The organism is Citrobacter sp. LST-B2, from assembly GCF_057983045.1.
Genome location: NZ_CP192598.1, coordinates 3,896,210 through 3,908,755 on the forward strand (window position 1 = coordinate 3,896,210; position 12,546 = coordinate 3,908,755).

General features: G+C 54.0%; 12 protein-coding genes. 3 read left to right on the forward strand and 9 right to left on the reverse strand.

What is annotated here, in order from left to right:
• Positions 1–107: 107 nt before the first annotated feature.
• From recC to rppH, 9 genes are all read right to left on the reverse strand, one after another.
• Positions 108–3,476 carry an exodeoxyribonuclease V subunit gamma gene (gene recC / locus ACQ0PY_RS18760; protein WP_109739439.1) on the reverse strand — a complete coding sequence of 1,123 codons (3,369 nt, stop codon included), beginning with the start codon at positions 3,474–3,476 and terminating at the stop codon, positions 108–110.
• Positions 3,477–3,491: 15 nt separating this feature from the next.
• Positions 3,492–3,812, reverse strand: coding sequence for a prepilin-type N-terminal cleavage/methylation domain-containing protein (locus ACQ0PY_RS18765; protein WP_054176844.1), 321 nt, complete (start codon positions 3,810–3,812; stop codon positions 3,492–3,494).
• Positions 3,797–4,204: a DUF2509 family protein gene (locus tag ACQ0PY_RS18770; protein ID WP_109739440.1), complete on the reverse strand. Its 408-nt coding sequence runs from the start codon at positions 4,202–4,204 to the stop codon at positions 3,797–3,799. The genes ACQ0PY_RS18765 and ACQ0PY_RS18770 overlap by 16 nt, the downstream gene beginning before the upstream one ends.
• Entirely contained in the window at positions 4,201–4,764 is a 564-nt protein-coding gene (locus ACQ0PY_RS18775) for a prepilin peptidase-dependent protein (protein WP_042999475.1), read from the reverse strand. The genes ACQ0PY_RS18770 and ACQ0PY_RS18775 overlap by 4 nt, the downstream gene beginning before the upstream one ends.
• A complete protein-coding gene (locus ACQ0PY_RS18780) occupies positions 4,755–5,225 on the reverse strand; it encodes a prepilin peptidase-dependent protein (protein WP_042999474.1) in 471 nt (156 codons plus the stop codon). The genes ACQ0PY_RS18775 and ACQ0PY_RS18780 overlap by 10 nt, the downstream gene beginning before the upstream one ends.
• Positions 5,226–5,407: 182 nt before the next feature.
• Entirely contained in the window at positions 5,408–6,202 is a 795-nt protein-coding gene (gene thyA / locus ACQ0PY_RS18785; RefSeq protein WP_042999473.1) for a thymidylate synthase, read from the reverse strand.
• Positions 6,203–6,208: 6 nt separating this feature from the next.
• Positions 6,209–7,084, reverse strand: coding sequence for a prolipoprotein diacylglyceryl transferase (gene lgt / locus ACQ0PY_RS18790; protein WP_042322421.1), 876 nt, complete (start codon positions 7,082–7,084; stop codon positions 6,209–6,211).
• A gap of 148 nt (positions 7,085–7,232) precedes the next feature.
• Positions 7,233–9,479 (reverse strand): phosphoenolpyruvate--protein phosphotransferase, encoded by a 2,247-nt coding sequence (ptsP, locus tag ACQ0PY_RS18795; protein WP_044254183.1) that lies wholly within the window; start codon positions 9,477–9,479, stop codon positions 7,233–7,235.
• Between the two features lie 12 nt (positions 9,480–9,491).
• Entirely contained in the window at positions 9,492–10,022 is a 531-nt protein-coding gene (gene rppH, locus ACQ0PY_RS18800; protein WP_042999471.1) for an RNA pyrophosphohydrolase, read from the reverse strand.
• A 684-nt stretch (positions 10,023–10,706) separates the two neighbouring features.
• On the opposite strand from rppH, the gene mutH reads away from it, so the two are divergent.
• From mutH to ygdR, 3 genes are all read left to right on the forward strand, one after another.
• Complete coding sequence (gene mutH / locus ACQ0PY_RS18805) at positions 10,707–11,402, forward strand: DNA mismatch repair endonuclease MutH (protein WP_044254180.1); 696 nt, start codon at positions 10,707–10,709, stop codon at positions 11,400–11,402.
• 63 nt (positions 11,403–11,465) lie between these two features.
• Positions 11,466–12,179, forward strand: a complete 714-nt coding sequence (locus ACQ0PY_RS18810) for a TerC family protein (RefSeq protein ID WP_090048456.1) — start codon at positions 11,466–11,468, stop codon at positions 12,177–12,179.
• A gap of 137 nt (positions 12,180–12,316) precedes the next feature.
• Positions 12,317–12,535, forward strand: a complete 219-nt coding sequence (ygdR, locus tag ACQ0PY_RS18815) for a lipoprotein YgdR (protein ID WP_000758655.1) — start codon at positions 12,317–12,319, stop codon at positions 12,533–12,535.
• Positions 12,536–12,546: the final 11 nt, after the last annotated feature.

The window sequence follows — 12,546 nt, forward strand, 5'->3', positions numbered from 1 at the left end:
ACCTCATCATTAACTTTCTTTCTGCGCAAAGACACATTGGATGCTTCTCTGAGCAGGGCAACGCATCATAAAGGAAGCATCAAAATTGCGCAATTTTTATACAATCATCACGACTGATTAAATCTGAAAAGCGGAAGCAGGTAACGTTGTGACTGCAAAATAATGGCCTCAAAGGTTTCAGAGTCCAGTTGTCGCCACAGGCGCTGATACCAGATATCCTCGCCTTCGCCACGCACAACCATGTTGCCTTCGTAAGCCTGCATAAACTTCACGCGGGCTTTTTGACGCGTATCATCGTCATCTAACATGGCATCATTTGCCGCGTCATAACAGGTTTTTATCCACGCGCCGCCGCTTTCCGGTAGCACCAGTAGCGGTGTGGACATCCCTTCGCGATATCCGTCAATCAGTTGCGCCAGATACCCCAATGCCTGCTCTTGCTCCAGCGGTGGGAATCGCCACTCTCCGTCTTTTCGCAAAAACAGCCGGCTTTCACCTTTTCCTCCGCAGGCACAATAGACAAGGTGTTCGAGCCAAAGTTGCACGCCTTGTGAAATGCTGATTAACGAAGGCCGCCAGCGCAACAGACCATCTTCTTGCACCTGCGGCAGCCAGCCCGTCAACTGTACGCCATTGCAGTGCAGATCAACCTCCAGGCTTTGGCTCGGCTGACGACAAGCCACGATCCTGTCCGCCAGCGTCTGCATTTCCTGATGCTGAGCTTCCCAGAGGATATCGCCATAGGCCCCATACGGCAGATCCCCCGCCGCACGGAAGCGACGGAACAGACGTTCGGCATCATCCTGTTCAACCAGCGTATTCAGTAACTGCTGGTTGAGCTGATAACGGGTCAGCCCTTCCAGGGTAAACGGTTCGGTGTCCGGGATCTCACGCTCTTCGGAGCGGAAATTAACCTGCAGACGCTGCTGGAAAAACGCCCGCACCGGATGCGCCCAGAAGCGCTGCAGCGTTTCCAGACTCAGCGTCTCTGGCATATCAAAGGCTAACGGCTGCACAAAATCGCTATGGGCTTCTCCACGACGGCTTGCCGCCGGTAGCCATTCGCTGGCGTAGCTCTGCTGTTTACCGGGCAGGAAGTTTTGCGCATCGAACGGCATACGGGTATGCAGGCGGGCGATATGCGCTTTCACTCGTTTCTCGCTCTCATCGCTGGTTAACGCGTCGTCACCCGGCAGGTAGTGGCTTTGTCCGATGTAATCGAGCAGCTCCTGCACCAGCACGGAAGGAAACCGTTCGCTGTTATCCTGGATCGAGCGCCCGATATAGCTGATGTAAAGCGACTGCTGGGCAGAAATTAAGGCTTCAAGGAACAGATAACGATCATCATCACGACGACTGCGATCCCCACGCATTGGTTTCTGGCTCATGAGATCAAAACCGAGCGGCGCAAGCTGGCGCGGATAAACACCGTCGTTCATTCCCAGCAGACAGACCACTTTGAAAGGAATGGAGCGCATCGGCATCAGCGTACAGATGTTTACCGGCCCGGCTAAAAAGCGCTGACTAATTCGCTCCTGATCCAACCGCTTCGCCAGTTCATCGCGCAACAGGGATAGCGGAACCGCATCACCATACTTAGCCTCTATACCTTCGGCGATGATCGCCTGCCACTGCTGCTCAATCAGCGTCATGGCCGCCTCGGTTTCAGCGTCAGGCAGGAAGAAATCGTTGAGCATCTCGCGACACACTGGCAGCCACTCTTCCAGTGGACGTTCCTGTGCCAGGCCACGACGCCAGAGATTAAGCTGCATCAGTAACGACGCCAGATGCCCTACCAGTTCGGCGATGAGTCCGCTGGACTCATCGTAAGGCAGAACGGACTGCCACTCACCCTGCGCACTTTCCATGGCATAGCCCAGCAGCATGCGCGTCAGGCCAAACTGCCACGTATGCTGTCCCGTTGTCGGAAGTTCCAGTTCGCGCACGTTGTCGTCATCAATACCCCAGCGAATGCCCGATTCATTGACCCACAACCGCAAGTAACGCAATCCTTCTTCGCTGATATTGAAGCGTGCCGCCAGCACCGGGACATCCAGCAGCGCCAGCACGTCCTCAGAAACAAAACGGCTGTCAGGCAGAGACAGCAGGCTGATGAAGGCCTGCAACACCGGATGTGACTGACGCGCCCGACGATCGGAAATCGCATAAGGTAGATAACGCTCCGCAGGGGCGCTGCCAAAGACGGCCTGAATAAACGGGCTATAGCTGTCGATATCCGCCACCATCACGATGATGTCACGCGGGGTGAGCGTTGGGTCTGCCTCCAGCATTGCCAGAAGACGATCGTGGAGGACTTCAACTTCACGCTGGGGGCTATGACAGACATGGAAGGTGACGCTGGTGTCGTTTGGATCAAGGCGTCGCTTATTGTCACTGCGGGAATACTCTTCCAGACTCACGCCCGCCACTGCGCGGTTTTCCAGCTCAAGGATATCGGCCTGGATGTTATGCAGCAGGTTATCCGGCGTAATGTCGACAAACGCATCCAGCTCCTGGCTGTTTTCCAGTTCAGAGAGCAGATAAATATAGTCGCGCCCCAGTTTCCCCCACGAGGCCAACATCGGGTTACCGACATCCTGTTCGCCATCGCCGTTAAACAAACTTTCGGCATTCGCATTGTCACGAAACAGCGGTAAATGACGGTCTTCAAAACTGTGTCGCCGCTGACGTGCCAGCAGTTTTGCCAGATACGCCGGATCTTTAATATCGCCCCAGTAGTAGCGGCAGGGATTGGTGAAGAGCAGATGAATCTCGATATGTTTACCGAGCGCCTGCAGTGCCTGTAGGTATACCGGTGGCAGCGCGGAGATCCCGCAGATAAACACACGAGAAGGAAGTCCTGGCGGGCAAGTGGTTGCCTTCTCCAGAGTCTGGATAAACCGTTGATAGAGATTGGCACGATGCCAACGCGGTTGTCCCAGCGCATCGGTATATTCCACCAACGCTTTCCATAGCGGCGCCTGCCAGCTTTGCGCCTCTCCTAACCCGTCGACCATTCGCCCCGCTTCCCACTGGGTTAGCCATTCCGGTCGGTACACCAGATACTGATCGAAAAGATCCGCCGCGCGCGACGACAACTGAAACAACTTACGTTTATCCGTATCGTCCGTCAGATAGTGGCGTAGTAACGCGAAATCATCATGATCCAGCAGTTGCGGGAGCAGCGTCATCAACTTCCAGCTCATGCTTTGTTTGCTGAAAGCGCTCTCTTTGGGGATCTCCGGCAGTACGCGGACGAACATTTCCCAGATAAAACTTGCCGGGAGTGGGAATTCTATGTTGGCGGCGATACCAAATTTCTGCGAAAGGGTCATCTGTAGCCACTGCGCCATCCCGGTACTCTGTACCAGAATCATTTCCGGCTCAAAAGGATCGTCCAGCCGCTCGCGCTCGACGATGAACTCCATCAATGCTTCCAGCACATCCAGACGATTTGAGTGGTAGACCCTTAACATAGAGACTCCTGGCAACTAACGGTTTGGGCAGTGCAGGCGCGTCATTTTCCCCTGCCTGCCCTGAGGTGAAGATAGCGTAACGCTGATGCTGACACATCCCGCCTGCGTTGTCTGCATCCGGTTAACCTGCCAGTTAACAGGTGGCGAAAACGAACGCAGTTGCGTCTGCTGCCAGCCCTGACGCCAGAGTTGCAGGTACTGGCTCCTGATGAAAAAACCGTTCATTAGCGCGCGCTGGTATCCGGAAAGCGCCGTCACCACCATCACCATAAGAACCATTGCCAGTATCACCTCTGGCAGGCTAAATCCGCACTGGCGGCTCAGGGGAGCTGGCATAGCGCGACCTCCCGTAGCGGACAGAAATCGCTCCAGCCATGAAGAGAAAAGACGACGTTTTCCTCCTGTTGCTCGCCTTCTCGCCATAGGGAGGTTCCCTGATAGCTGGCAATAAGCAAAGCGCGACTGTTGGCGAGTCTGCGCAGGCAGACGGGGACATTGGCATCCCCGTAGTACCGACACGGTTTATCCGAGCTTATCGACCATGGCTGCATCCTGCCCCACTCCATGGCTGACTGTACGACAGCCTGGCGTTGCAGAGCCTGACTTTCTATCGTCACCCGTGAAGCAAAACTGCTCTGCTGCTGGTTAACGCCCTGCAACAGTAAGCTGCCGAGGACCAACAGCAGCAGAACCAGCGCCAGAGAGGAGACGCCCCGTTCGTGGTTCATAAATTAAACCCGGTAACGCTGTAGCGTGCATCGACCACGGTTTGCGGATCCCTCCGGCTAATGCCGCGCAGATGTATGGTCAATTCGGGTGCAAAGCCCGCGATATCCTGAGGCACAACCTCAAATGCCGTAATGTGTACGACGTCAGGATCGGTCATTTTATCCCATCCTTTTCCACTGCACGTTTTCGCGCCGCGCTGCGTCTCCAGCACGTTATCATTCAGGCGAAACCCGGTTTGTTCAGCTTCCTTTACCGGCTCGCTTTCCCAGACGCCATTCGCGTTGGCGTCCCACTGAACGATGACACACTGTCCCGCGTTGGTAATGTTTACTCCATCACCACTACAGCTACCGTGGCAATATCCTGCGCGTTGGAGGTGTTTCGCAATGGTGTACACCCGCTGCCACATGTCATCCTCCAGCGCGAGTCTGCGGGTCTGCTGCAAAATATCGCGCTGTAATGCCGGTAAAAAACGGGCGGCTCCCAGCAACAGTACGCTGCTGATCGCCATTGCAATCAGCACCTCAAGCAGAGAGAAACCGCGTTCACTCACCGACAACCCTGGGTATCGTCGCGCTCGCACAAGCGGATGCGTCCCCACGGTGAAACCACTACCCGCCATTCGCCTGTCGAATTTTTCAGTCGGATATTCCCCGGCCACGCGGTATTGCGCTGACCATAAAACGTCAGTGAAGCTGTAATCCCGACGAGCTCGACATCGTGCCAGAGCGGCACAAAAACGAACGCCGAGCGCGGCGTACAGGTATTTCGTGAGGCTGTCGAACTGACAAGACACCATGACGCGTCCTCCCTGATGGCGGTAATGATGTGATCGCGGTTATGCCAGTTGGCATCTTCCCGTAGCTGCAGCAAGAAATCGCGCAACTGACAGGCGGTCTGCCAGAGATGTTGCTGTTGCTGCCACTGCTGCCAACCATAGAGTCCTGTTGCACTCAGGCTGATAATAATAAGCATCGCGACCAGCGTTTCGATGAGCGTATAGCCCTGCTGTGTATTCATGACGGCAGTATGACGCGTCGGGAGGTTAACACGAGGCGAGAATTCAGGTTTTTCGGCGCTTTACGAAAGAAATTTACTCTGTTACAGCAGGTTGCATCATTTCAGGAACCTGCGCCGAAAAACCAAAATTTGGGTAAAAAAAACCGACGCGCAAAGGCGTCGGTTATGACAGGATAAAGCCGTCAGATAGCAACCGGCGCTTTTATCCCCGGATGCGGGTCGTAACCCTCGATTTCAAAATCTTCGAAGCGATAATCGAAGAGGGAATCAGGTTTACGTTTAATCACCAGTTTCGGCAGTGCGCGCGGTTCGCGAGTCAGTTGCAGATGCGTCTGCTCCATGTGGTTGCTGTACAGATGCGTGTCACCACCGGTCCAGACGAAATCGCCGACCTCCAGATCGCACTGCTGCGCCATCATATGCACCAGCAACGCATAGCTGGCGATGTTAAACGGCAGGCCGAGGAACACATCGCAGGAGCGCTGATACAGCTGGCAAGAGAGCTTGCCGTCCGCGACATAGAACTGGAAGAACGCGTGGCATGGCGCCAGCGCCATTTTGTCCAGTTCGCCGACGTTCCACGCCGAAACGATGATACGGCGCGAATCAGGATCATTTTTCAACTGGTTCAGCACCGTCGTGATCTGATCAATGTGGCGACCGTCCGGCGTTGGCCAGGCGCGCCACTGTTTGCCATACACCGGGCCCAGGTTGCCGTTTTCATCCGCCCATTCGTCCCAGATGGTGACGTTATTGTCGTGCAGATAGGCCACGTTGGTGTCACCTTGCAGAAACCACAGCAGCTCGTGGATGATGGAGCGCAAGTGGCAACGTTTTGTCGTCACCAGCGGGAATCCTTCCTGCAGGTTAAAACGCATCTGATGACCAAAAATGGAAAGCGTTCCGGTTCCGGTACGGTCGTTTTTCTGTGTGCCTTCATCCAGCACTTTTTGCATCAGTTCTAAATACTGTTTCATGGTTCCTCAGGAAACGTGTTGCTGTGGGCGACGGCGATAGGCCCAAACCATCATGATCACACCAGCGACAATCATCGGAATCGAGAGGATCTGTCCCATGCTGATGTACTGTACCCATTCACCGGTGAACTGCTGATCCGGCTGACGGAAGAATTCAACAATGATACGAAACGCGCCGTAACCAATCAAAAACAGCCCGGAGACTGACCCCATCGGACGCGGTTTACGAATAAACAGGTTAAGAATGATAAACAGCACTACGCCTTCCAGCGCCATCTCATAGAGCTGAGACGCATGGCGCGGTAAAGAGCCGTAGGTATCAAAAATAGATTGCCATTGCGGGTTGGTTTGCAGCAGCAGAATGTCTTCAGTGCGCGACCCGGGAAACAGCATGGCGTAAGAGAAATTCGGGTCGACACGGCCCCACAGTTCGCCATTGATAAAGTTGCCCAGACGCCCGGCCCCCAGCCCAAAGGGGATCAGCGGCGCAATAAAATCAGAGACCTGGAAGAAACTGCGCTTCGTGCGTTTGGCGAAGATAATCATCACCAGAATCACACCAATCAGCCCACCGTGGAAGGACATACCTCCGTCCCAGACGCGGAACAGGTACAGCGGATTATCCAGGAACAGCGGGAAGTTATAGAACAGTACATAGCCAATACGCCCCCCGAGGAAGACCCCGAGGAAACCTGCATAAAGTAAGTTTTCGACTTCATTTTTGGTCCAGCCACTGCCCGGACGGTTGGCTCGGCGCGTCGCCAGCCACATCGCGAAAATAAAGCCGACCAGATACATTAAACCGTACCAGTGAAGTGCGACGGGTCCAATTGAGAAAATGACCGGATCGAATTCCGGAAAATGCAGATAGCTACTGGTCATCTGTCACCACAAGTTCTTGTTATTTCGCTGAAAAAACTCAGCAAGCGATATGCGCACCCACTACTTACAGGCGCTCCAAAGGAGCAAATGATAGCATACGAGGTTCTGTGAGGCTGTCGGGAAGATGTAAAAGATCTGTATAGCGCTTTTACAACCCCCCTCGAATCAGGCCGCCCATGCCGCGACGCTCCATAAACGCTGCCACCTGATGGCGCACTTCCGTTGCCAGTTGTGCCTCAAGGCTGCGTTGGGCAAGGATTTTTGCCTCTTCGTAATCAATGCGACGCAGCAGGTATTTTACGCGCGCCACAGAACGACCGTTCATTGAAAGATGGCGGAAACCCAGTCCAATCAGGATGGTGACACACATCGGATCGCCCGCCATTTCGCCACACACGCGCAGGTCGATATCGCTACGCTCAGCTTCCTGCGCAATCATCGACAGCGCGCGTAGCATTCCTGGATGCAAACTGTCATAAATGCTGGCAACGCGCGTATTGTTGCGATCCACCGCCAGCACGTACTGGGTCAGATCGTTAGTCCCGACGGAGACAAAATCGATACGACTCGCCAGATTCGGCAGCATAAAGACCATCGACGGTACTTCCAGCATGATGCCGATACGCGGTTTCGGGATCGCGTACCCAATCATCTCTTCCACTTCGCGGCCCGCACGTTCAATCAGGCGGCGCGCTTCATCCACCTCATCGATACTGGTTACCATCGGCAGCAGAATACTCAGGTTGCCCGTCGCCGCATTGGCGCGCAGCATCGCCCGCACCTGGACAAGGAAGATTTCCGGCTGATCGAGCGTAATGCGGATGCCTCGCCAGCCCAGGCAGGGATTCTCCTCGCTGATTGGCATGTACGGCAGCTGTTTGTCCGCGCCAACGTCCAGCGTTCGTAACGTCACCGGCTTGTCATTAAACATCTGCAACATGCCCTGGTACTGCGCCACCTGCTCTTCTTCCGAAGGGAAACCGCTTTGCAGCATGAAGGGAATTTCGGTGCGATACAGGCCAATGCCGTCGATACGACTGCCCAGCTTTTCTTCATGTTCCGGGCTGAGTCCCGCGTTCAGCATAACTTTGATCCGCTCACCGCTTTTCAGCTGTGCGGGTAAATTGACGTCATCTTCCGCCAGTCGGCTGAGCTCGTTCTCTTCGCTGATAAGCCGCTGATATTCCTGGATCAATACCGGTTCAGGATCGACCAGCAGCTCACCGCGGTAGCCATCCACCACCAGCGTACGCCGGTGCAGCACCGATGGCTGAATATCGGCGCCCATCACGGTGGGAATCCCCATGGCACGGACCATGATCGCAGCATGGGAGTTGGCCGCCCCGTCGCGGACAACAACGCCCGCCAGCCGGTCCTGCGGCAGTTCCGCCAGCGTGGTGGCCGAGAGTTCATCAGCCACCAGCACGAAGCGTTCTGGCCAGGCATTTGGCCCTTGTATGGAATCATCGAGATGGAACAGCAGGCGTTGGCCCAGCGCACGCAGGTCGCCTGCACGCTCTTTGAGATAGTTGTCGCTCAGCGCGGCAAACTGTTCGGCAAACTTTTCGATGATCGTTTTGACCGCCCATTCGGCCACAGACCCTTTATCCACTTCGGCAAACAGCTCGCGTCGCAGGCGGGCATCGGAAAGCAGGTGCGAATAGAGATCGAATATCGCGGCGGTCTCTTTCTGCGCCCCAGCGGCAAACCGCTTGCTGTAACGGCGAAACTCATTTGCCGCCTCTTCCAGCGCGCCGGTCAGGCGCTCACGCTCCAGAGCGGGATCCAGCGTCGAGGCCTGATACACCTGCTCCATCAGCGGTAGCGTCGCATCCTGCCAGCCTTCGGCAATCGCCACGCCCGGCGCCGCCGGTAGCGCACGAATTCGCGTCTGGCGATACTGGCCGAACAGGGCAGTAAGCTGAGATTGTGACAGAATCGCTGCCATCTGCGTGGCAAGTGTCACCAGGAAAGATTCTTCGCTTTCATCGTACTGGCGCAGTTCGCGCTGCTGTACAACGAGGACGCCCAGCAGTTGACGACGCTGAATGATCGGCACCCCGAGGAAGGCACGGAAGCGTTCTTCTTTTACCGAGGGGATGTATTTAAAACTGGGGTGTTTTTGCGCATCAGCGAGGTTAATAGGTTCCGCCAGCCTGCCAACCAGGCCGACGATACCTTCATCAAATGCGAGTGCGACAGTACGACCGCGCGGTTTTTTAAGCCCCCGCGTCGCCATGAGGTAATAACAACGCCGGTCATGATCGGCCAGATAAACCGAGCAGACCTCTGTATCCATCGCAAGACAGATGTCAGTAACCAGAATATTCAGCGCTTCATTAAGACGCGGAGCACTGGCCACCTTTTCGACTATTTCGCGCAGGCGGGTGAGCATAATTTGCGTGGCTTAACCTCTTTTACGTCGATAAGCAGGTGTATTTTGCGGTTTTGGCGTCGCTTCCTGAAGCGCCATCACAACACTTGCGAACTCTTTCATCACCCTGCGGTAGACATCGCGTTTAAATGAAACCACTTGCCGGACCGGATACCAGTAACTTACCCAACGCCAGCCGTCAAACTCAGGAGTGCTGCTGGTTTGCATATTGATTTCCGCGTCCCCGCTCATCAACTGCAAAAGAAACCACTTTTGTTTCTGGCCGATACACACCGGCTTTGTATCCCAACGCACCAAACGTTTCGGTAACTTGTAACGCAACCAGTTGCGAGTAGAGGCAAGGATTCGCACATCTTTACGGCTTAACCCTACTTCTTCAAACAGTTCCCGGTACATCGCCTGTTCTGCTGATTCTCCTGGATTTATCCCACCCTGTGGGAACTGCCAGGAGTGCTGACCAAACCGCCGGGCCCACATCACTTGCCCCTGACGATTACAAATTACGATACCTACATTTGGGCGGTAGCCATCGTCATCAATCACCGGACTACCTCAACATAAACCTTATATGAGAATGATTGTTTCACACTCCTGACAGACGGTAAACCACTGAGTTACGGCGGTGTGCATCTAATAACAATTGAATAACTCACAGTTAATGACAAAGTTATAAACAGACACTCACCCATTCGGGCGATTTTATTCACCTTTTCTGTGGATAGAGTTGTGAAGAAGTACGGAATTACTCCGGGAAAACCCGGAACAGTCTGAATAAACGGACAAGAGGGTGAAAAAAATATTTTCTTTTATTCATGGGGTTACTGGCTCGCTTTAGCGATAACCAGGCAAAAAGGTGATAGCCATCACACTGACGATCCTCAGGCTGATGAAAGATCGAACAGCGCCGACTTTATCCACAGATTGTGCCAATAAGTTAAACACAAATTGTGTGAAAATTCGATTTTTGTCGCACGTCAAGGCTGTAAATGGAAACAGTAGTCGGGGTTTTTCACAGTTATCCCATCTTTCTGTGGATAACATGGTGTAAGATCCTGTTTAAATTCAGTGACCAGAAATGGAAAACCTATTTTTATGTTGCGCAACACGTGACGTCAGAAACTAAAAACCAATATAAATCATGACATTGAATATGACATGTGGAAAACGATAAACTTCTTTCTCACGGTATAAAATCCTTGTTCATTTTTTCACCTAAGGTGTAACGCCATGTCCGGACTCCATCCTTTACGCTTTCCACCGGAATCTGAAGCCCTTCTGCTCCAGCAAGCGCAGCAGCTTTCGGGCTATTCGCTGGGCGAACTGGCGGCGATGGCAGGTATTGTTGCGCCGAAAGATCTCAAGCGGGACAAAGGCTGGATCGGCGTATTACTGGAACTCTGGTTGGGGGCCAGCGCCGGAAGTAAGCCTGAACAGGATTTCGCCGCATTAGGCGTCGAATTGAAAACCATTCCTGTGGATAGCCTCGGCCGGCCGCTTGAAACCACCTTTGTCTGCGTTGCACCGCTGACCGGAAACAGCGGCGTGACGTGGGAAACCAGTCACGTACGACACAAACTGAAGCGGGTACTGTGGATCCCGGTAGAAGGCGAACGCAGCATTCCCCTCGCGCAGCGGCGGGTGGGATCGCCAGTACTGTGGAGCCCTGATGAAGAAGAAGACCGTCAGTTACGGCTCGACTGGGAAGAATTAATGGACATGATTGTGCTCGGTCAGGTTGAACGTATCACTGCCCGCCATGGCGAATTTTTACAACTACGACCGAAGGCGGCAAACGCCAAAGCGCTCACCGAGGCGATCGGCGCCCAGGGCGAGCCAATACTGACGTTGCCGCGTGGTTTTTACCTGAAAAAGAACTTTACGCGCGCCCTGCTGGAACGCCACTTTTTGTTACAGCAGCGTTAGACTTTCGCCTTGTGTCCGGGAAGCATATAATTAGCGTTTCTTTTTTTGGCAGGACTTTGTTCAATGTTATTTGCATGGATAACCGATCCTAACGCCTGGCTTGCGCTCGGTACGCTGACGCTGCTGGAGATCGTGCTTGGGATCGATAATATTATTTTCCTCTCACTGGTGGTTGCAAAACTCCCGACTGCGCAACGTGCGCACGCCCGTCGTCTCGGTCTCGCAGCGGCGATGATCATGCGACTGGCGCTGCTGGCCTCCATCGCCTGGGTGACCCGGCTGACCAATCCGCTGTTCGAGGTGTTTGGTGAAGCCATTTCCGCCCGCGACCTGATCCTTCTGCTCGGCGGATTGTTCCTGATCTGGAAAGCGAGTAAGGAGATCCACGAATCCATTGAAGGTGAAGAAGAAGGGGTGAAGATGCGCGTCAGCTCCTTTCTGGGGGCCATCGTGCAGATCATGCTGCTCGACATTATCTTCAGTCTGGACTCGGTGATCACGGCGGTTGGCTTGTCCGATCATCTGTTCATCATGATGGCGGCGGTGGTAATTGCCGTTGGCGTAATGATGTTTGCGGCGCGTCCTATAGGCGAGTTTGTCGACAGGCACCCGTCCGTGAAGATGCTGGCGCTGTCGTTTCTGATACTGGTGGGCTTCACCCTGATCCTGGAAAGCTTCGACGTTCACGTGCCGAAGGGTTACATCTATTTCGCCATGTTCTTCTCGATTGCGGTTGAGAGCCTGAACTTGTTGCGAAACAAAAAGAACCCGCTGTAATTGTCCTTTTCGCTCCCTGCGGGGAGCGAACCTCTCCCCTTTTCTCCTCTCAGATTAAGATTTTCCTGCTTTTCCTGCCCACAACTTCAGGTTATTACTAGACTGTTATCAGACGCAGGCCACGTGAGGATAAATGGATGAAAAAATGGGCAGTGATAATTTCCGCAGTAGGACTGGCTTTTGCTGTTTCCGGTTGTAGCAGCGATTATGTCATGGCGACCAAAGATGGTCGGATGATCCTGACCGACGGGAAACCCGAAATTGATGACGATACCGGTCTGGTGAGCTACCACGACCAGCAGGGCAACGCCATGCAAATTAACCGCGACGACGTTTCTCAAATCATTGAACGTTGAAGATTGAGGTC